At 37.9% G+C, this 19,659-nt stretch carries 19 protein-coding genes and 3 tRNA genes; 7 read left to right on the top strand and 15 right to left on the bottom strand.

From position 1 onward, the window contains the following. Positions 1 to 3 precede the first annotated feature (3 nt). Positions 4 to 510: a hypothetical protein gene (locus tag ACN19N_RS04175; RefSeq protein ID WP_269239220.1), complete on the top strand. Its 507-nt coding sequence runs from the start codon at positions 4 to 6 to the stop codon at positions 508 to 510. Between the two features lie 142 nt (positions 511 to 652). Continuing rightward, entirely contained in the window at positions 653 to 1,141 is a 489-nt protein-coding gene (locus ACN19N_RS04170) for a DUF6985 domain-containing protein (RefSeq protein ID WP_269229818.1), read from the top strand. Positions 1,142 to 1,316: 175 nt separating this feature from the next. On the opposite strand, the gene glpD is transcribed toward ACN19N_RS04170, so the two are convergent. The 3 genes from glpD to glpK all read right to left on the bottom strand — a co-directional run bounded on the left by glpD (position 1,317) and on the right by glpK (position 5,416). Next, a complete protein-coding gene (gene glpD / locus ACN19N_RS04165) occupies positions 1,317 to 2,837 on the bottom strand; it encodes a glycerol-3-phosphate dehydrogenase (RefSeq protein WP_420002016.1) in 1,521 nt (506 codons plus the stop codon). A gap of 255 nt (positions 2,838 to 3,092) precedes the next feature. Beyond that, a complete protein-coding gene (locus ACN19N_RS04160; RefSeq protein WP_293746229.1) occupies positions 3,093 to 3,851 on the bottom strand; it encodes a DeoR/GlpR family DNA-binding transcription regulator in 759 nt (252 codons plus the stop codon). 50 nt (positions 3,852 to 3,901) lie between these two features. Continuing rightward, positions 3,902 to 5,416 carry a glycerol kinase GlpK gene (gene glpK / locus ACN19N_RS04155; RefSeq protein ID WP_420002015.1) on the bottom strand — a complete coding sequence of 505 codons (1,515 nt, stop codon included), beginning with the start codon at positions 5,414 to 5,416 and terminating at the stop codon, positions 3,902 to 3,904. Between the two features lie 258 nt (positions 5,417 to 5,674). On the opposite strand from glpK, the gene ACN19N_RS04150 reads away from it, so the two are divergent. Continuing rightward, positions 5,675 to 6,097, top strand: a complete 423-nt coding sequence (locus ACN19N_RS04150) for a hypothetical protein (protein ID WP_293746227.1) — start codon at positions 5,675 to 5,677, stop codon at positions 6,095 to 6,097. Positions 6,098 to 6,456: 359 nt separating this feature from the next. On the opposite strand, the gene ACN19N_RS04145 is transcribed toward ACN19N_RS04150, so the two are convergent. Both ACN19N_RS04145 and folD read right to left on the bottom strand, forming a co-directional pair. Continuing rightward, positions 6,457 to 7,125 (bottom strand): class I SAM-dependent methyltransferase, encoded by a 669-nt coding sequence (locus ACN19N_RS04145; RefSeq protein ID WP_420002014.1) that lies wholly within the window; start codon positions 7,123 to 7,125, stop codon positions 6,457 to 6,459. 53 nt (positions 7,126 to 7,178) lie between these two features. Continuing rightward, positions 7,179 to 8,027 carry a bifunctional methylenetetrahydrofolate dehydrogenase/methenyltetrahydrofolate cyclohydrolase FolD gene (gene folD / locus ACN19N_RS04140; RefSeq protein ID WP_420002013.1) on the bottom strand — a complete coding sequence of 283 codons (849 nt, stop codon included), beginning with the start codon at positions 8,025 to 8,027 and terminating at the stop codon, positions 7,179 to 7,181. A gap of 152 nt (positions 8,028 to 8,179) precedes the next feature. On the opposite strand from folD, the gene ACN19N_RS04135 reads away from it, so the two are divergent. Both ACN19N_RS04135 and ACN19N_RS04130 read left to right on the top strand, forming a co-directional pair. Beyond that, positions 8,180 to 8,253 (top strand) — tRNA-Cys (locus ACN19N_RS04135). 14 nt (positions 8,254 to 8,267) lie between these two features. After that, positions 8,268 to 8,353: transfer RNA gene (locus tag ACN19N_RS04130), tRNA-Leu, on the top strand. Between the two features lie 118 nt (positions 8,354 to 8,471). Here the strand turns inward: ACN19N_RS04130 and ACN19N_RS04125 are convergent. Beyond that, a complete protein-coding gene (locus ACN19N_RS04125) occupies positions 8,472 to 10,253 on the bottom strand; it encodes an alkaline phosphatase D family protein (protein WP_420002012.1) in 1,782 nt (593 codons plus the stop codon). Between the two features lie 208 nt (positions 10,254 to 10,461). On the opposite strand from ACN19N_RS04125, the gene ACN19N_RS04120 reads away from it, so the two are divergent. Next, a tRNA-Leu gene (locus ACN19N_RS04120) sits at positions 10,462 to 10,547 on the top strand. Positions 10,548 to 10,680: 133 nt separating this feature from the next. On the opposite strand, the gene pgaD is transcribed toward ACN19N_RS04120, so the two are convergent. The 7 genes from pgaD to ACN19N_RS04085 form a co-directional block, all read right to left on the bottom strand. Further along, positions 10,681 to 11,097 carry a poly-beta-1,6-N-acetyl-D-glucosamine biosynthesis protein PgaD gene (pgaD, locus tag ACN19N_RS04115; protein WP_005158127.1) on the bottom strand — a complete coding sequence of 139 codons (417 nt, stop codon included), beginning with the start codon at positions 11,095 to 11,097 and terminating at the stop codon, positions 10,681 to 10,683. A 30-nt stretch (positions 11,098 to 11,127) separates the two neighbouring features. Then, positions 11,128 to 12,384: a poly-beta-1,6-N-acetyl-D-glucosamine synthase gene (gene pgaC / locus ACN19N_RS04110; protein WP_269239213.1), complete on the bottom strand. Its 1,257-nt coding sequence runs from the start codon at positions 12,382 to 12,384 to the stop codon at positions 11,128 to 11,130. A 15-nt stretch (positions 12,385 to 12,399) separates the two neighbouring features. Continuing rightward, on the bottom strand, positions 12,400 to 14,397 hold the full coding sequence (gene pgaB, locus ACN19N_RS04105) for a poly-beta-1,6-N-acetyl-D-glucosamine N-deacetylase PgaB (RefSeq protein ID WP_420002011.1): 1,998 nt from the start codon (positions 14,395 to 14,397) through the stop codon (positions 12,400 to 12,402). 252 nt (positions 14,398 to 14,649) lie between these two features. Then, positions 14,650 to 15,045: a hypothetical protein gene (locus ACN19N_RS04100; protein ID WP_269229808.1), complete on the bottom strand. Its 396-nt coding sequence runs from the start codon at positions 15,043 to 15,045 to the stop codon at positions 14,650 to 14,652. 387 nt (positions 15,046 to 15,432) lie between these two features. Then, positions 15,433 to 15,774: an FKBP-type peptidyl-prolyl cis-trans isomerase gene (locus ACN19N_RS04095; RefSeq protein ID WP_005217778.1), complete on the bottom strand. Its 342-nt coding sequence runs from the start codon at positions 15,772 to 15,774 to the stop codon at positions 15,433 to 15,435. A gap of 19 nt (positions 15,775 to 15,793) precedes the next feature. Next, positions 15,794 to 16,324, bottom strand: a complete 531-nt coding sequence (locus tag ACN19N_RS04090) for a YaeQ family protein (protein WP_004663390.1) — start codon at positions 16,322 to 16,324, stop codon at positions 15,794 to 15,796. A gap of 75 nt (positions 16,325 to 16,399) precedes the next feature. Continuing rightward, positions 16,400 to 17,413, bottom strand: coding sequence for a CobW family GTP-binding protein (locus ACN19N_RS04085; protein WP_269229807.1), 1,014 nt, complete (start codon positions 17,411 to 17,413; stop codon positions 16,400 to 16,402). A gap of 477 nt (positions 17,414 to 17,890) precedes the next feature. Here ACN19N_RS04085 and ACN19N_RS04080 point away from each other — a divergent pair, with 477 nt between their 5' ends. After that, positions 17,891 to 18,106 carry a hypothetical protein gene (locus ACN19N_RS04080; protein WP_004663393.1) on the top strand — a complete coding sequence of 72 codons (216 nt, stop codon included), beginning with the start codon at positions 17,891 to 17,893 and terminating at the stop codon, positions 18,104 to 18,106. Positions 18,107 to 18,239: 133 nt separating this feature from the next. Here ACN19N_RS04080 and ACN19N_RS04075 read toward each other — a convergent pair whose 3' ends face one another. Beyond that, complete coding sequence (locus ACN19N_RS04075; protein WP_269230412.1) at positions 18,240 to 18,761, bottom strand: acyl-CoA thioesterase; 522 nt, start codon at positions 18,759 to 18,761, stop codon at positions 18,240 to 18,242. A 220-nt stretch (positions 18,762 to 18,981) separates the two neighbouring features. Beyond that, the gene (locus ACN19N_RS04070) at positions 18,982 to 19,605 is read right to left on the bottom strand and encodes a MarC family protein (protein WP_269229805.1); all 624 of its coding nucleotides are present in this window, start codon (positions 19,603 to 19,605) and stop codon (positions 18,982 to 18,984) included. Positions 19,606 to 19,659 lie beyond the last annotated feature (54 nt).

Below are 19,659 nucleotides of genomic sequence, written 5' to 3'. Positions count from 1 at the left end.
TTTATGAATAATAGATTCAAGGATGGTTCAACTTTCTTAGAGAGTTTTGCTACTCATTTCTTTGTGCATTGTCCAAAATGTCAAAAAATGGCGATAGTTGCAGCATCGCCAGATGAAACAATAACAAGGATTAGTTGCTCGAATTGTGGATATGTTAAAGACTGGTCTTGCACTCAAGCTGATGTAAGGATGTTTTCTAATAATGCTGAAAACTATAAGAAAGGAGTTTTAGGGATAGGAGCAAACACAGATTGGTGTTTTCACTTTCCTTTGTGGCTTAATGTAGCTTGTTGTGGCGAGGAGTTGTGGGCTTACAATCTTGAACATCTATCTTGGCTGAAATCTTATATAGGCGCATCACTAAGAGAGAGGCAAGAAAATCAACAGACTGGTTGGTCTACTGCTAATTTAGAAAGTAGGCTGCCGAAATGGTTAAAATTATCAAAAAATAGAAATGAAATTCTAAAAGGAATTGAATATCTTGAGAAAAAAATTTCAAATAACCGCTAACAAAACTAACTTCTGCATCAACAGCGACAAGTACCCAACCAATTACAGTGTCTTTTTTTATCGTTCTGAGGTACGTCTCAGGTTTGAGTTTGCTGTGGGGACGTGCCAGTTAATTTTAAGTTAGGTGGACAAGGAGGAATCTATGGAAACCGTAAAAAATTTGAAAATGAGTGATTATTCTCTGGAAGGAGAAGTATGGTTTCCCCTAACAAATGAATACATAGGATTACATATTGATGACTTCCGGGAAATCAATCATCAACACTTAAATCTAATTGAGTCGTTAAACTTCAATGAAGATCTTAAGTCTAAGATCGAATCTGCATTTTTCCTTGCTTGTGAAAGCTTTAAGCATGCTGTTGGTTTGATTGAACCTTTATTGGAATCAAAGTCTGATATATGGAAATATATCAATTTCTATGGAATGAAAATTGACGAAACTTCAATTGCTCAAGAAGATACTTATTTAGTACTAGAAGCATCTGGAAAGTGGAAAGATGGGCATTCTTATGAGCTAGTTATTAAGAACGGAAACGAGCTTTGCTATTTAGGATCGTTCCTTTATTACCCAGCTAACAGCTATGGAGATATTTCCACAAATGATGGGAACTATGCACTTAAGAGCACCTAACTCAGGCGTTAAATGAATGCCTAGTGTCTATTTAACGGAGCGCTAATTGCATGCAACATTCGCACTCCAAAAAACAACCCTGTACTTCTATCAGTAAATAACCTGAGTTCGCCGAACTCAAGTTATTTGGATAAAGGGCTTTTTAAAGACAGGGCTTTGGTACTGTTATACGATTTTAAGCCGCTTCGTTGTTATGTGTTTTTACAATCAGATAGGCATCCAAAGCTTCTGTTTCTTTTTGCGTGAAATTAAGTCCTAGTTTAGAACGTCTCCACAATACATCCTGACTGGTAGTTACCCATTCAGCAGTACATAAATAATCCACTTCACGTGCATACAAACCTTGCCCAAAGTGCTGTCCAAGTTGCTCAACAGAACTTTTCTCGCCTAGAATATTCCAAATACGTGAGCCATAAGCTGATGCCCAACGCTTAACTAAAGCTTCTGATGCATCAGTGACTTGTGCACGAATTTCTCGCATCAACTGTTCAACAGACTCCATATTTTCGCCACCAGGTAAAGCTTCTGTTGCAGTCCAACTCCCCTTCATTTCAGGGAAGAATGCTTTTAACTGCTGCATAGCCGACTCAGCTAATTTTCGATAAGTCGTTAACTTTCCACCAAATACTGAAAGCAATGGCGCTTGTTCATCGTTCTCTTGAGATAAAGCTAAAGTATAGTCACGCGTAATTGCAGAAGGATTATCCGATTCATCATCACAAAGTGGACGTACCCCAGCAAATGTCCAAATAACATCCGCTTGAGTAAGTTGTTTTTTGAAATGTGCATTGCTCACTTCAAGCAAATAGTCTGTTTCTGCTTGAGTAATTTGTACTTGCGTAGGATCACCTTGATATTCACGATCTGTAGTTCCAATCATGGTGTATTGATCTAAATACGGAATTGCGAACACAATACGGCGGTCATCATTTTGCATAATAAATGCTTTGTCGCCTTCATACAGTTTCGGCACAATAATATGACTACCTTGAATCAAGCGAATACCGTAAGGTGATTTGAGCTCTAAATCTTGTTTGATGAATTGTGCGACCCAAGGTCCAGCAGCATTGACCAATACCTTTGCTTTAATTTGGAATTGACCATGTTCATTTTCTAAATCAACAACCCAATACTGCCCATCTCTTCGTGCAGACAAACAACGAGTACGAGTTACAATATCAGCACCCTTTTCACGGGCATGCATCGCATTGAGCACGACCAAACGAGCATCATCAACAGCACAGTCTGAATATTCAAAACCACGTGTTATCGCAGAATTTAAAGGGCTGTCTTCTTTAAAATAGACATTGTTCGAACCCAATAATTTTTCACGCTTACCTAAGTGATCATAAAAGAATAGACCCGTACGAATCAACCATGCAGGGCGAAGATGTGGGCGATGCGGCATAATAAAACGCATTGGGCGAATAATGTGTGGAGCTTTAGCCAATAGCACTTCACGTTCAGCTAATGCTTCACGCACTAAACGGAATTCTTTGTGCTCTAAATAACGTAAACCACCATGAATAAGCTTACTGCTTGCAGACGAAGTATGACTGGCTAAATCGTCTTTTTCACACAAGAATACCGACAAACCACGCCCTGATGCATCAGCCGCAATACCAACACCATTGATACCACCACCAATCACAGCAAGGTCATAAATTCTTTCGTTTGTCTGAGGAGAAGTTTGCATAAATCACCGCAAATTTTCATTATTTTTCGATAATGAAAATTTAAACATATAAATCGAAAATAAACAATGAAGAATAGATCAAAAAATGCCAATCTATCGACATTTTTAGATAAATGGTAAAATTCAGTGGAGAGACTAAAAGTTCAGAAACACAGTAATCGCATTTATTTATAAGAAAAATATAATTTTTATTGAATAAATCTTGAGTTAAATTGATTAACTCAAGAGAAGTAACAATTTTTCGAAAATGAAGATTTATTTAGCAACAATCAAACCAACATCTAAGTCTCGGATGGTTTTTATAAATTGCTCATTTGGCTGTTGATCCGTAAAAATACAATCCACTTGCTTAAGTGAGCCTAGTCGAATCATCGCATTACGCCCAAATTTACTGCTATCCGCAGCTAAAAAAACTTGGCGTGCACTTGAAAGAATTTCTTGAGAGACACACACTTCCTGAAAGTCAAAATCAAGCAATGTGCCATCTTCTTCAATTCCACTAATCCCGATAAGGGCATAATCGGCTTTAAACTGTTTGAAAAAATCAGCGGTTGCTTGACCAATGACGCCACCATCTGGACGCACACGACCACTGGCAATCAACACTTCAAAGTCTTCTTTGGTACTGAGGATTTTTGCAACATTCAGGTTATTAGTAATAACTTTTAAGCCCGTGTGATTGAGTAAGGCATGTGCAATTGCCTCAGTTGTTGTACCAATATTAATAAATAATGAAGCATGATCTGGAACAGCAGCAGCAACAGCTTCAGCAATTGTTCTTTTTTGCTCAAGCATATGCCCAACACGCATTGTATATTCAGTATTTTCAACACTCGAATCATGCGCAGCGCCGCCATGATAACGCCGTAATAGCCCTTCATCTGCCAATTGATTGATATCACGACGAATAGTTTGAGGTGTAACATCGAAATGTTGAGCAAGTTCTTCAATACTAATATAACCACGCTCTCGTACTAATTCGATGGTTTTTTGTTGGCGTAGTATCAAGCTCATGCTCATCAATCCTGTGTTATTTACGGCATATTATATCCGACTATTTTAGCTTAATCTTCTGCCCAATCTCGAGTACGTCCGACAGCTTTTAGCCAACCTTTGTACAGTTTTTCAGTTTGATCATGACTGCACTCTGGTGTAAAGGTTCGTTCGATTGACATCCTACTCTTCAACTCGTTTAAATCCGACCAAAAACCGACAGCTAAACCAGCCAAAAAGGCAGCTCCCATTCCCGTGGTTTCTTTCATTGCTGGACGTTCAACTGAAGTCGAAAGAATATCCGCTTGGAATTGCATCAAGAAGTTATTCGCTGTTACACCACCATCTACGCGTAGTGTCCGCAACTTTTCGCCAGAATCTTGTTGCATTGCATCTAATACATCACGTGTTTGATAAGCAATCGACTCTAGTGTCGCACGAATAATATGTTCAATACTCACACCACGTGTGATTCCAAGAATTGCACCACGAGCAGTTGGATCCCAATATGGCGCACCTAAACCTGTAAAGGCAGGAACAACATACACGCCATTACTGTCTTTTACTTTGGTTGCGTAATACTCAGAATCATAAGAATCATTGATTGCTTTAAGCTCGTCGCGCAGCCATTGCACACATGATCCACCATTAAACACAGCACCTTCTAGAGCGTAGTTCACTTCACCTTTTGCACCACATGCAATCGTCGTCAGTAAACCATGTTCAGATTGAACAATACGCTTCCCTGTGTTCATCAATAAGAAACAACCCGTCCCATAGGTATTTTTAGCCTGCCCAACCTCTACACACATTTGTCCAAATAATGCCGCTTGTTGATCCCCCGCAATACCTGCAATTGGGATTCCAACTTCTTGACCGCTAATGGTATGTGTGTATCCATACACTTCAGAAGAACCACGAACCTCAGGTAACATGACTTTAGGAATATTTAAGGCTTCTAAAAGTTTGTCATCCCATTCCAATGTTTCTATATTAAACAACATTGTACGTGAAGCATTGGTATAGTCAGTCACATGAACTTGACCATTGGTCAATTTCCAAATCAACCACGTATCCACCGTACCAAATAAAAGCTCACCGCGCTCCGCACGCTCACGACTTCCTTCAACACGATCAAGAATCCATTTAATTTTTGTTGCTGAAAAATATGGATCAATCACTAGACCCGTTACTTTTCGAACATAATCATCCCAACCATCTTGATGTAATTGATTACAAATTTCATTACTTTGACGGCTTTGCCAAACAATAGCATTATAAATCGGCTTACCAGTTTTCTTGTCCCAAATGATCGTGGTTTCACGTTGGTTAGTAATCCCGATTCCAGCAATTTGGTCACTTGAAATACCAGCTTGTGCTAGCGCTTCAACCCAAACTGCACTTTGAGTTGCCCATATTTCCATAGGATCATGCTCAACCCAACCTGGTTGTGGGTAAATTTGCGTAAATTCACGCTGAGCAATACTGATAACATTTGCATCATGATCCAACACGATTGCTCGTGAACTTGTTGTACCTTGGTCAAACGCAACCACATATTTTTTTTGACTATCTGTAGAGATCATGACACACCTATCCAGACTTGCCTTATAGCAGACCAATAAACTAAATGCCCGTTAAAACGGGCAAAAATACTGCAATAAAGCAACGACTTCTGTATTAAATAAAAAACTTGGCAGATTATATGCAAAATTGTTCGAAAACGAAAATTCTTTCTTTAACTTTGAACCTCAATACGATGAATAGCGCCAATTTCAAAGATTACTCACAATAACAACCTTATTTTATGCCATACTAATTATGGAAATAATAGGATCATAGATATGAAAAAAACCAATTTATTCATTATCGTTACAAGTGCACTTGTTATCACTGCATGTCAAAGTACACCACACAAATTTAACGGCGTGACGGGCTATCAAATAGAAAATAAAACAACAACTTCAGCCACGATTGCTTACACCCTTGCAGCACGTACCAATCAAGATTTAGATCAAAAGAAATTACAACATGCATGCAACCAAGTTTTAGGCGTAGGAAAAACTTATAAAATTTCAATACTCAGCGTCAATGAAATTATAAATACCGCCCAACAAGAACAATATGGTGTAAAACTCGGGAACAGCCGTGCAACTTTTGGGCTTTCAAACTCACCTGATTTCAATAACAGTGAAGGCTATGCAACACGTCAAGCACTTGAAACTCGCCCGACTACACTTAAAGTCATTCGCTATACTTGTTCTTAACAAAATCAAAGATCAAATACCATATCTGTAATATGGTATTTGATTACAATAGATTATTCATTACCATGTCTTTCATTTAAAAGATTGCTTTATCTTATTATCAGCAAACATCTTCAGATCTGTCTAAAGATGGATAAATACAGTTTATTCAAACTAAGACTGAATTCCTTTCAGTTCAGTACACTCAGAGTCCCCACCAGTTTATTCTGATCTACAGCGGAAAAAATCTTCGCCAAAAGTAGACTGGTATGCTCATATCATCATCGCAAAGAGTCATTATCATAAAACCTAATTTATCAAATGCTCAAAATCAAAAATTTTGGTTTAATCATTTTTGATGCTTAAAAAAAACGCTGTAATCACAGCGTTTTATAAAAACTCACATTTCTAAACTCTTTGGATTCATCTAAGTCAGGCCAAGTCGTTGCACTGCGTTCATCAATTTTCATATATTGAGGGTGACTAAAGTTTTTAACTCGGCTATCGGCAACCCAAACTTCAGGTGCGAACTTAAGAAACTCATCTAAGAAGAAACGATTGCATTGGTCATACAGCACGTCCGCAGCAAGCAATATATCCACTTGCTCGGCTTTATATAAATCATCCAAGTACTCAAGTTCGACATGATTTAACAATGCATTTTCACGACATGACGCAAGACTTACTGGATCAATATCACAACAGATCACACGCTTAGCACCTGCCATTTTTGCAGCAATTGCAACTACACCCGAACCTGCACCAAAATCTAAGACCACTTTATCTTTAACATGATGTGGTTCAGCGAGTAGCCACTGTGCCATCGCTAAACCAGATGCCCAACAGAAAATCCAATATGGCGTCTCATTCCAAATACGACGAATCACCTCATCATCCAAACGATCAGTTGGAAAAACAGGTGGAATGAGCCACAATGAAATTGGAGTTTCGGGCAGTTGCTGAGCCAGTAATTCTGTGTTTGGAATAACGTCATGTAGGGCTTTAAGCAATTGTTCAGGTGCTTTCGCAAATTGAAATGTACAACTCATATTTCTTTAATTCTTAAAAAACCCCTCTATTCAGAAGGGCTTAAAGTGGATATTTAACCTAAGGCTTTTTCAGCGGCTTCTACAGTTTGGCGAATTAAAGTCGTAATCGTCATCGGCCCTACACCACCTGGAACGGGAGTATAAGCAGACGCAACCTCTTCAATACCCACCAATTGAATATCACCGACACCACCACCATCACGTGGATGGAAACCAGCATCAACAACAACTGCGCCTTGCTTGATCCAATCTTTTTGAATCAACTCAGCTTTACCCACCGCACCGACAATAATATCTGCTTGTTTGACTAATTCAGCTAAATTCTGAGTACGTGAATGGCAGATTGTTACTGTTGCATTGGCTTGTAACAACATCATTGCCATTGGTTTGCCTAAAATCGCTGAGCGACCAACAACTACGGCATGTTTACCTGCGATTTCGATCTTGTTTTCTTTTAAAATCGTCATGATGCCTGCTGGAGTTGCAGAACCATAAGCTGCCTCACCCATTGCCATACGACCAAAACCAAGACAAGTTACACCATCAACATCTTTCGCCAATGAAATCGCATCAAAGCATGCTCTTTCATCAATTTGTTCAGGCACTGGATGCTGCAACAAAATACCGTGTACATCTGGATTAGCATTTAATTTTTCAATCTCAGCCAATAATTGCTCTGTTGTTGTTTCTTTTGGAAGCTCAACTTTCAGTGAATCCATACCGACACGGCGACATGCATTACCCTTCATACGCACATACGTTGCCGATGCACCATCATCACCAACCAAAATTGTTGCCAAAATTGGGGTACGTCCCGTTTTTGCTTTTAATGCTTCTACACGAACCAACAAATCAGCTTCGATTTGTGTTGCCAACGCACGACCGTCTAAAACCAATGCCACAGCGCATCTCCAAAGTGGGTATGAATCAATTGCGTAAATAATACATGATAATTTGACCAATATTCTTTTAGATGTTGTTTTTATGTGCATATTCACGGCAAACACTATTGTTTTTTTTCTAAAGGTTGCTAATATGTGCATCACCAAATGATGGCGGGGTGGCAGAATGGTCATGCAGCGGACTGCAACTCCGTGTACGCCGGTTCGATTCCGACCCCCGCCTCCAAATTTGGTTTTAAAGCCCGAGTGGTGAAATCGGTAGACACAGGGGATTTAAAATCCCCCGCCCACAAAGCGTGCCAGTTCGAGTCTGGCCTCGGGCACCATTTTTCAACTAATGAAACATGGTGCAAATAAAATCCAGCCTAAGCTGGTTTTTTTATGTCTGTAATTTAATAAATAAAAAAAGCCAAACATTAATGTTTGGCTCGATGTATCAATCGTTTACGCAACTTGCTGTGCCGTTTTTACTGGCAACAAATTCTTATCAAAACTGAGCTGATATTGTCTAGCTGTATCAACAACATATTCAGCTTTCTTAATTGAATCGACATAAATCCATTGTGACTGAACCTGAGTTTCATCAAATTGAACAATTAAGTAACCACGTTGATTCAGGTTGCAATAATTCAAATCATCAATCAATGTGGTGAAGGCAAATTCAAACTGTTGTAACTGTGCTAGTGGAATATCCAAATACTTTTCCAAGCCCGGTGAAGATACTGAACTGGTTGCCAATTCCACCCCCACAAATGCGCCATCTTTACTATATAAATTAGACGACCATGCATTATGGGTATCTCCTGCCAACACCACAACTTTTTTATTTAATTGTGCCAAAGTGCCGTATAAAATTTCACGCTCAACAAAATAACCATCCCATGCATCTAAGTTATAAGGTGCAACCGTCTGGACACGCGCTTTTTCTTGTGGGGTTAAGGTTGGATCACCTTTTTGCAAACGGAATTTCAGCGTAATCAGCTCTGTAATCTGTGCATTCATTTTTTCCAAAGTTTCATCACTCGGATGTCCCGCAGTAATTTCTGCCAACGCAAACAGTAACTCAGCAGGTACCAGCATTTTAGTCATCAGAATCTGTTGACCCAAAACATTCCATGTCGCATTAGATTGTTGAAGTTTTCCGAGTAGCCAATCCCGTTGGGTATATCCCATCAAAGTACGTGCAGGGTTGGTTAAGTCCGCTTGGAATTTTGCAGCATTCAACAAACCATTTGCGGTCATATAATCTGCATAATCTAATTGCTTATCACGCGCGATAATGCGTGTATCCAACATGGTGAGCTGAACGAGATTACCAAAATCAAATTGTCGATAAATCTTGATATGCTGATCATCAATTGGGCGAATTGGCATCCATTCAAAATAAGCTTGTAATGCTGCTAATTTTCTTTCAGAGAATTTGCCTTCATTCTTTGCATTTGCTGTTTCTTCAGTATGATTGTCAGCACCCTCTCTCCAAGTATCATTGGCTAACTCGTGGTCATCCCAGATCACAATAAAAGGATGGCGATGATGTAAAGCTTGTAAGTCTTTATCTTTACGATATAAAGCATAGCGTTTGCGATAATCATCTAATTTAATAATTTCTTTATTATTATCCGCAGGAAGCGTACGCCCTAATTTCGTTGCATCTTCTGTCGCATAACCATCAGCACCATACTCATAAATATAGTCGCCTAGATGAATCACTACATCTACATTTTGTTTTGCCATTTCACGGTAAACATAGAAATATCCTGCTGGATAATTCGAACATGAACACACTGCAAAACTGACTTTAGATGTACTGGTTGGCAAAGTCTTGGTTTGCCCAATAGGTGAAATCTTATCGCCAAAACTAAAACGATAAAAATAGCTTTGATTTGGTTTTAATCCAATTGCATCTACCTTTACAGTAAAGTCTTGTGCAGCAGCGGTAGTGACTTTATCGGTTTTAATGATTTGCTTGAATTGCTGATCTAACGCAATTTCCCAAGTGACTTGCAACCGTGCACTGCTATCACTTGGTGTTAAGCGTGTCCACAAAATCACGCGATCCTGTAGTGGATCACCGCTGGCAACGCCATGTTCAAAATTAACTTGTAATGTCGCTGTTTCTTGATCTGAACTGTCATTACATCCTGTAAATCCCGCAGATAAAGACAATGCCCCAAAACCGAATAAACTTTTTTGAATGAGTTCCCGTCGTGAAATTTTTGCTGTCATTTGGATAGCTACCTTAATTTTATTACTTTGAGTAATTAAAACTAAGTTGTATAAATGAAAGTTTGATCTCAGTTTGATGAAATAATCATGAAAATTATATGACAATGCTTAATTTTTATCTGATAAACACATGAATTGATTGAAAAGAAAGCAATTAATGCTTTTTACTCTTGCCAAGTTTTAAAGTCTCCTCTATTATTGCGGACATGCCCGAGTGGTGAAATCGGTAGACACAGGGGATTTAAAATCCCCCGCCCACAAAGCGTGCCAGTTCGAGTCTGGCCTCGGGCACCATTTTTCAACTAATGAAACATGGTGCAAATAAAATCCAGCGTAAGCTGGTTTTTTTATGTCTAAAATTTAAGACAAGCATAGAAAAATGCCTTAATTAAAATTAAGGCATTTATACTTCTCAATCGAATAAATTTCACTCAACTCGAATAATCTTACCATTTTCATCATGATGCAGCGTGGTTACTTTTTGTTGGCGACCAGCTTGAATTTCTTGTTCAGGCAACTCAAAATAACGTGCATAATCAGGTAGTGCTTTTTCAATTGCATGTTTTTTATGTACGCGTTTTGAAGGTAAAAGCCCCCATAATAATAATGCTACCGCACACATGAAAAGTGCTGTAATTCCGTGCTCAAGACCTTGACTGAATGCAGCCATTAAACGTTGTGCAAGATGCGTTTTTTGCAGTTCAATTAACACCCAAACCAAAATAAATGGTCGCCATAATAGCAGCCAACCTGCCCACATCATTGCTGTTGTGGTCGTAGAAAAATAACGCTTATGCCATGGGAGTTGGCGACGTACATCGATAATCAAACTATTTGCTTTCATTTCTAGTCTCAGCAAAATGAATCTTGCGACTCAGCGAATTCCACGATCTGGGCTAATCCAACGAGCGCGTTTTTCTTCAGCGCGAAATAGCACTTTTGGAAAGGCGACGATTGTAGCAGTAATCGTAATTAACCAAAACACAAATGGGTACCAAATCATCCAATAATAATTTTTCCCTAAGCTTGGTTCATAACGACTATCCATCCATTTGCTTAAAGCAAACTGAATTAAGCAAGTCGCACCTAATAAAATTCCGCTACCATATGGTAAAAAAGGTGAACTGACGATAGCAAGGGCTGGTATTGTAAATACGAAATGTAACAACCACATGACAGCCATAATCAGCATCAAATATGACCATACTAATGTTAAGCAAAGCTCTAACATTAATGGCCAGAGAAAATTAAGTTTTGGTTTAAAGAACACATCAATATTCTTTATCAGAACTTGTGCCCCACCCATCGCCCAACGTAAACGTTGTTTCCACAAACCATTGAAAGTCTCAGGCATCAAAATCCAAACCAAAGCATTTGGCTCAAAACGAACATCCCAACCAGCACGTTGTAATTTCCAAGTGATATCAATATCCTCAGTCAACATATTGGGAGACCAATAATCAACTTGATGTACAGCACTTTTACGAAAGGCTGTAATCACACCAGAGACAGTGAATAAACGACCAAAAGTACGTTGCGCTCGTTTAATCATGCCAACAATCGAAGAAAACTCACCAACCTGAATTCGTCCCAATAATGTTGAACGTGTACGAATACGTGGATTCCCTGTTACGGCTGCCACAGTTGGATCTTCGAGGAAATGGCGCATCATCCACTGTGCTGCATGAGGATCTAGTAACGCATCACCATCAATACCAATCAAGAACTCAGCATCCGTCATTAAACTACCCGCTTGCAGTCCCATGGCTTTACCTTGGTTTTGAGCGAGATGCACAACACGTAATTTTTCATGCTGCGCCGCGAGACGATCCAGCACTTCGCCCGTGTTATCAGAACTACCATCATTAATCGCAATCACTTCAAAGTTTGGATAATCTAATTGCAAAGCATGACTAATGGTTTCTTCTGCATTATCACCCTCGTTAAAACAAGGAACGAGTACAGCAACTTTAGGATATTCAGGCAAAGTTTCTGGCTGCTGATATGGAGGATCTTGGCGCTCTTTCCAGTAGAAAATAATTGCCCCTACCATCCATAAATAAGACATAAATAATGGATAATAAAACACAAACTTAATGGCATAAGCCCATAATAAAGCAATTATACTCATCGACACATTACTCCGTTATGGTACTAATTGTGATGATTTTAAAGCAAAAGCCTTACGCATCGTTTCTACATCTGGGTGTTCTTTAATCGGATCGTCAGGATAATATGCAATGTGCATCGCACCTTGTTGATAAAGTGATTTAATCGTTGCAGCCATTTCTTCTGAAGGGATCTTCTGATCATTACGCCAATTAATTGCTTGTAACTCCATGACCGTCTTTTTAATCCCATTAGGATACTGTTTCACTCGATTCATAATATCCGTATAAAATTTTTCGGGATTATCTGATTGCTCCATATAAGGCATTGCCATTATTGCAGTGAAATCATAGCGTTTTAATGACTCTTCCAAAGATTGTGCGTACCAATTTTCGGCATACGGGTTAAGGGCAACTTGCGCATACAAATTACGTGCAGTCATCAAATAAGGCTGATATCGACGCACCTCACCCGCTAGCTCCATTGCAAAATCATCTAGGGTACGCGTTTTATAAGCAGTCCATTTCTGTAACTTGTCGTCATTATTTCGTATTTTAGCCAGATCCGTTGGCAAACCTTGTTTCGCATAGGCTGCTAGTGCTTGAGGACTTGCATCTTCATAATCAGATAATGTCACATCATCATGAAATAACAGACCATCAAATGGCGTTGATTTTGCAAGATCTTGATAAATCTCTTTAATGGTTTGTCTTGCTTTTGGTGAATATGGGCTTAAGCGGATATATCCCATATTCAAATGCTCGCCCGCTTTTGCTTGTTGCGTGACAACTAAATCCTTTGACACTGGATCTGATTTAGGTAATTCCCATGCAAGTAAAGGCATCCAAGCATACAAACGCTGTACTGGCGTACGTGTTTGAATTTGCCAAGCTACTCGGTTAAATAAATCCGCACGCATTGGAATATGGCGATTTGGGAAATACACCATATCCGCAGAGCCATTAGCATCAGGATCAGAAAATGCTTGTAAATAAACGGTTTTTATACCCATTCCGTTAATACGATCTAAAAGATTACCTAAATTACGCTCTTGTTGTTGTGGGTCTGGATCATAGATGTAATCTAAATCCACATGCATGATCTTTTGCGGACGATTATTATCGTTCAAATTCAGTTCGCGGTTCTTTATTTCTTGTGCCAAGGCATTGGTTGACATATTTCCTTGAATTAAAATACGCCCCATATTTTGGATCGATTGTTTGGCATGATCAGCACCATCATCCAAAGTAATGGTAATCGGCATACCCAATTGTTTAGAAATTTGAACTAATTGCATATTATAACGACCATAAGGCCAAACCATGACACGTGGTGAACGTAAACCGTGTGCCTGCAATAATTCATTATTTTTCTTTAAATCTTGATAAACACGTGCTTGATAATTTGCATCACTTTCATAAGTTTTCGTATTTGAATCATAAATTCGAGTAATCGCTGCTGGTTCTGAATTACCTTGAGGGTTTGCGTTTACTCCTCGATGCAAATGGTAGCTATGACTTGCAATCTCAACTAAGCCACTATTTTGCATTTCTTTGAGTTCATTCCAACTCAAAATTTTATTGCGCGTAATCTCTTCCCCACCAAAGTCCACTTTCTGATTAGCTTTTGGTTCTAACCAAGAACCGACAACTGCTAATACAACTGGAATTTTTTTCGCACGTACAATTGGATAGGCATTTTGATAAAAAGACTGATAACCATCATCTACTGTCAATAACACAGGTTTAGTTGGTAAAGTGTATTTGCCCTGATGTGCTTTAATCAGTTGATCGACATTAATAAAGTGATAACCATTATTTTGTAACCAATCGATGTGCTCGCTGAATTGTTGTGCTGTTACTGCATAACTTGGGATGAGTGCATCTTTATGGTCGGTAATTTCATGATAACCAATGACGGTTAACGTTGTCGCATCAATTTTGGAATTTTCTGCAAAAGTTGCTGTAGTCGCAACTAAAGCAATCATTAGACCTAAAAATGTTTTTAAGGTCGGAGACACTAAACGTGTTGTCATAGAGATATCTTCTCAATATTCGAAAATGGCTGAGCGCGAATCATGCATGAATCATCTTACAATTTGTGGACAAATAAGATTTTTAGCGAGTCAGCTGGGAGCAAGGATTGTATTTATAATTTTAAAAACTGAAAATAATCTTAAAAAAATATTTTATAAATTTTATCGCAATATACATCAATATTTTAGCCATATGTGATTAGGTTCCTAACACGATACGTATTAAGAACCTAATGAGCTAAATATATAAGCTTAATATTCAATGAGCTGAAAATTTGGATGCTCAGAAAGTTGTTGTAGATAATAACGTTCTTTTTGATAAAAATATTTATATAAGCGGTTTACCCATTCACCACGACGGAATGTCTGAATTTTTTTATTCACGCCATCGTATTGTAGCAAGACGACATTCCCTTCTAATGGAGATAATAAGGTAATTCGATAGTCAGGATGTGAATGCTGATGTGAAGGACTCAACTCTCGGAGAATCTCGACCTTGTTCTCTCCATCCATCCAATAATCTTTATCAATCAATGCTTTTTCATTGACCCAAAAACCATTTTCAGCGCCATTATAAGTATTAATCAAGAAAAAATTATGTAATTCTTTTAATAGCTCAGAAGCGGTAATATCCAAATAATCATTCATAGCTGCCTCACTCACTCAATTTTTTGATGCTCGTTAACACAAGCATAGATTTTTTATAATTTACCTCGCCATGTTTATGAATCTGCTGATCATGGATGGCAACATTAAAAGCAATTTTTTCCAAAAGGTAAATTAACATCACATTTTTTATAAAAACTTTGATTCAGAATACATTGCCCTTTCTTTAAAAGATATACAGAACCGTCTACAGAATCAATCATTTTAAGCAGATTATTTCAAAAAGCAGATTAAAATAAAAATATTAAAAATCAATATATTAGAATTAAATCATTTTTTTTGATTTGTATTGTTTTTGTACTTCTTTTTGCAAAGCATGAATTAAGCAATCAAATCAATACCATCATGCTTTGCATCATTGAGACTAAATCACTCGTCGCGCGTTTTAACATCAAATAATTCAATTTCAAAAGTCAGATTTGAATTTGCTGGAATAATTTTTCCCATTTTGCGTTCACCATAAGCTAAATGTGCAGGTACGATTAACTTACGTTTCCCACCAACGCGCATTCCCATGATGCCTTGATCCCAACCTTTGATTACTCGCCCTGTACCGATCACAGTCTCAAAATAATTCCCACGGTCAATTGAAGAATCGAACTGAGTACCATCTTCTAACCACCCCGTGTAGTGTGTTGTGATTAAAGCACCTTTAACAGCTTCTTTACCTTCACCTACTTTTAAATCAATAATTTGTAATTCAGCGCTCATTTTTTACTCCCAACCTGATTTATTGCAATTGTAACCATTGAATATCGACTTGACCTTTATCGCTCAACAAAGTCCACTCTCCATCCATAATATTAAGCTGTAATTGCATCGTGCGTTCACATAAGCCTTCAAGTGCCTGTGTAGTCTGAGGTGCTAATTGCCAGACCTCCACATTACTCAACGTCTTAATCTTGGTATTTTTTTGCCACCAATCAGCAGCTTGTGAGCCATAGGTAATCACAGCCACTTTTTTACAGCGAGCACTGGCTTTTTTCACTTTATCTTCAGATGGACAACCGACTTCAATCCAATTTTCTAAAAGCCCTGTTAAATCTTTTTGCCATAACGCGGGCTCATCCGTTTCAAACAAATCTTTGGTGAATTCTAATCGCTCATCGGCATAACGTGCATAAGCAAGAATACGAACCATCAAACGTTCAATAGTCTCTGACGGATGTAAGGCAAGTGTTAGCTGATAATCTGCATAGATATGCTGATCCATATTGGCAATATTCAGATCTGCCTTATATATTGTTGCTTTTAGCGCCATAAAAAATACTCTTAAATACGGTGTACTCAAATTTGGCGCTAAGCATACTCTATTTTATTACAAAAAATGTTGGCTTTAATCATTTTGAGCATCAGTTAGATCAAGACGACAATTTATTAATTGTGTTTCAAACACCAACCAATCTTGTTCGGATTGGCAAATAATTTCAATTCGATTATCAATACTCTCTTCGGCAGACTTATAGTTAAATTGTTGAGGATTAAAATTAAAACTTTTCCAACCTTGATCCGTATTAAATATGCCTTTGATGCGAATCCAATTTTGTTGCGTACACAACAAATCTAAGAGTTCAAAAAATTTAAATTGCCAGCGTTTAGGCAATTTCCAACCTGCAACGGTATAACCTTGAGCCGTTTCTACATAATGATATGGAAGTTGTTTTATTTCTAACAGAGGCTCGATAGCCTGTGTTTGTTGTAGCTTGAGTAAAGGTTGGATCTTACGTTGTACAGGTTGTTGCACAATATCAATCTGAGATAATTCAATTTTGCCACACTCAACTTCAATCCAATGCTGGACATAAGTGTCATATTCTTGTTTTAAAGCTGCATAGGCTTGATGATCTGCTACTGACATACAATCAATATGTGAGAGGACTACGATTTGTGCAGATTTCAGTTGATCGGTATATAAGTTCTGTTTAACCCAATCTTCATCATGTAGACGACTTCCATCCACAACGATTACCAAAGCACGCATATTTAAACTGCTTTGCCAATGCGGCTCGGTCAGTTGTTCCAGTAATTGTGCAGGATGACCTAACCCCGTTGGTTCGATAAATAAACGATCAGGTTTACTTTCACTGAGTAAGCGAGCCAGTGCAATTTGCATAGGAAGTTGACTGCTACAGCACAAGCATCCACCAAGTAGTTCTTTGACAGCATAGCCTTGTTGTTGGGTAATCAGTTGTTGATCAACACCTATTTGCCCAAACTCATTCATTAGAACAGCCCAAACTTCGTTTTCAGGCTTTTGGGTTAATAAATGCTGCAATAGCGTTGTTTTACCTGCACCTAAAAAACCAGAAATAATGTGAGTAGGAACAATTTTGGGAGCAATGAACTTCACGATTTACTCGCATTAAAAATTTATTTCATTCTAAAGTGAAAAATATGCGAAATAAAATAAAGAATTAAATTTACGAAATAATTCAATTAAAACAAAAATAAAGATAATTTAATCACAAAATTAATCTAAAAATACTATTTAAAACTAAAATTTAAATGTTTTATCCAATTATTAAACTCTTTGCAAAAGAAAGATCTTGTTTAGAACACGTAAAATTGTAGATTATTTTTTAATCAAAAATACATATTTATATACATTTTATTGATAGGTTCAGGCATTTAAATTTACAAGCACATCACAAAACTGCGTTTTATGATGCGCTATTGTTAAGCTTGGCGTAAAAGATTGTTAAGAATATTGCTGTAAAAAACTTAGGCACTTAGCATAAACCTCATGCAGAAATTCAAGATTTGTTCTGATTCATCTCTCGAATTGAAGCTGTAATTTTTTAATTAAGTTCAAATATGGATGCCAAACATGAAACTCATTAAGACTTTAATTGCGACAACATTTGCTTTAACAGCGGCAACAACATTTGCGGCTTCGGCTCATGACAAATCACATAGCACCAAAACCACAGAAGAGAAAGTCGTGGTATCAACTCAGGAGCAACCTGAAACTCTAAATCCAGCTACGACAGACACAACAGCAAGTGATGCAGCAACAACGGCTGCTCCGACCGCTAGTAAATAATTTGATCTTCAGGTTCCTCCAGACCCTTTAGAACAACATTTGTAATGATCTGACTCATCTTTACAAATAAAAAAAGATCGAACCATGCTGCGGTTCGATCTTTTTTTAGATCACTAGGAATGTAATGAATAAATCAACACTGGCTAGATTTCTTGAAAATACTGCAAGAAGGTTGCTGTACTTCTTGTAAACGTAGGTCCTTACGCTGTTCTGCAGCTTCGAAACGACAACGCTTCCAATCCGTATCTAATTTTAATATCGGAACAACTTTAGGTTTACGCTCCTCATCTACAGCAACCATGGTGAAATAGCATGTATTGGTATGTCTGATTGTACGCTTTTGAATATTTTGTGCTTCTACACGAATGCCGACTTCCATAGAAGTACGCCCTACATGATTAACACTCGCTAAAAATGTGACTAATTCACCAACGTAAATTGGCTCTTTAAAATTAACTTTATCAACAGACAATGTCACAACATAACTGCCTGAATAACGGCTTGCACAAGCATAAGCAACTTGGTCAAGCAGTTTTAAAATTGCTCCACCATGAACATTACCTGAAAAGTTTGCCATATCAGGTGTCATTAAAACTGACATTGTAAGCTCTGACTGATCATCAGGTGCTTGGTTCAATTGATCTAATGGATACATAGGAGAACTCATAGGAGAATACAACATGTGTATTATCGTTCATTCCTCAACGTAAAAATACGTATAAATGTATAAAACATCATCAACTATTTTTATGACAGATCGAAACATTATTTCAGTAGGATTACATACAACCCCTTTTTATTAGATTTTATCTAAAATTAACAATATGTTATCAACCAAATAAATACTGATCATACAAAATTTTATATCTGATAATTTAATTTAAATTTGTAGATCGAATGAGTCCCATCACACCATTAACGATCATATCGACAGCAATTGTACCGATCAGTAAGGCAGATAAACGCCCCATAATGTCAAAGTAACGATCAATATACTTAGCATGCTTGTAGCGTAAATGATCGTGTCCGTATTTCATCGCGATAAGAATACTGCAAGTTAACGCCAATGTGAGGGCAATCACAGCAATTGCTCCTCCAAATGGAACACTCACGCCTGTGACAACCGCAGCACTAATTGTTCCCGGTCCAATCATAAAAGGCATAGCAATCGTACCTGCCAAATGCTCAGGAGCGCCACGCATTTCACCGATTGTTTCTGCACCCTGAAACACATAACGATAACCAATTACAAGAAAAATTAATCCACCAAATATTTGGAAAGATTCAAATCTTACATTTAGATAGCGACTAAAAATATTCTCGCCCCCCCATGCGAATAATGCAAAAACAGCAAAAGCGATTAAGCTCCCTTGAATCAATGCTTTATTAAATACTTTTACATCGGTATTCCGAATCATCCCGACCATGTAGACACTCATCAGGAACGGATTCAATAATGAAAAAAACAATGCAAATGCATGGATATAGGGTGAAAACATAAAACTCCCGTTATTACGATGAATACCTAAACTTTGTTCTACTTAAAGTAACTG

This window comes from Acinetobacter sp. LF10, assembly GCF_048585715.1.
GTDB lineage: Bacteria > Pseudomonadota > Gammaproteobacteria > Pseudomonadales > Moraxellaceae > Acinetobacter.
Note: the sequence above shows the minus strand (reverse complement) of the source record. Positions and strands in the feature narration are given on the sequence as shown.

Bases quoted from the DNA above. Each gene is read 5' to 3' on its own strand.
- ACN19N_RS04095 (WP_005217778.1), bottom strand. From the start codon at position 15,774: ATGAGCGCTGAATTACAAATTATTGATTTAAAAGTAGGTGAAGGTAAA.
- glpD (WP_420002016.1), bottom strand. From the start codon at position 2,837: ATGCAAACTTCTCCTCAGACAAACGAAAGAATTTATGACCTTGCTGTG.
- pgaD (WP_005158127.1), bottom strand. From the start codon at position 11,097: ATGAAAGCAAATAGTTTGATTATCGATGTACGTCGCCAACTCCCATGG.
- ACN19N_RS04150 (WP_293746227.1), top strand. From the start codon at position 5,675: ATGAAAAAAACCAATTTATTCATTATCGTTACAAGTGCACTTGTTATC.
- glpK (WP_420002015.1), bottom strand. From the start codon at position 5,416: ATGATCTCTACAGATAGTCAAAAAAAATATGTGGTTGCGTTTGACCAA.
- ACN19N_RS04170 (WP_269229818.1), top strand. From the start codon at position 653: ATGGAAACCGTAAAAAATTTGAAAATGAGTGATTATTCTCTGGAAGGA.
- ACN19N_RS04075 (WP_269230412.1), bottom strand. From the start codon at position 18,761: ATGTATCCATTAGATCAATTGAACCAAGCACCTGATGATCAGTCAGAG.
- pgaB (WP_420002011.1), bottom strand. From the start codon at position 14,397: ATGACAACACGTTTAGTGTCTCCGACCTTAAAAACATTTTTAGGTCTA.
- ACN19N_RS04175 (WP_269239220.1), top strand. From the start codon at position 4: ATGAATAATAGATTCAAGGATGGTTCAACTTTCTTAGAGAGTTTTGCT.
- ACN19N_RS04100 (WP_269229808.1), bottom strand. From the start codon at position 15,045: ATGAATGATTATTTGGATATTACCGCTTCTGAGCTATTAAAAGAATTA.
- ACN19N_RS04080 (WP_004663393.1), top strand. From the start codon at position 17,891: ATGAAACTCATTAAGACTTTAATTGCGACAACATTTGCTTTAACAGCG.
- pgaC (WP_269239213.1), bottom strand. From the start codon at position 12,384: ATGAGTATAATTGCTTTATTATGGGCTTATGCCATTAAGTTTGTGTTT.
- ACN19N_RS04145 (WP_420002014.1), bottom strand. From the start codon at position 7,125: ATGAGTTGTACATTTCAATTTGCGAAAGCACCTGAACAATTGCTTAAA.
- ACN19N_RS04125 (WP_420002012.1), bottom strand. From the start codon at position 10,253: ATGACAGCAAAAATTTCACGACGGGAACTCATTCAAAAAAGTTTATTC.
- ACN19N_RS04160 (WP_293746229.1), bottom strand. From the start codon at position 3,851: ATGAGCTTGATACTACGCCAACAAAAAACCATCGAATTAGTACGAGAG.
- ACN19N_RS04090 (WP_004663390.1), bottom strand. From the start codon at position 16,324: ATGGCGCTAAAAGCAACAATATATAAGGCAGATCTGAATATTGCCAAT.
- ACN19N_RS04070 (WP_269229805.1), bottom strand. From the start codon at position 19,605: ATGTTTTCACCCTATATCCATGCATTTGCATTGTTTTTTTCATTATTG.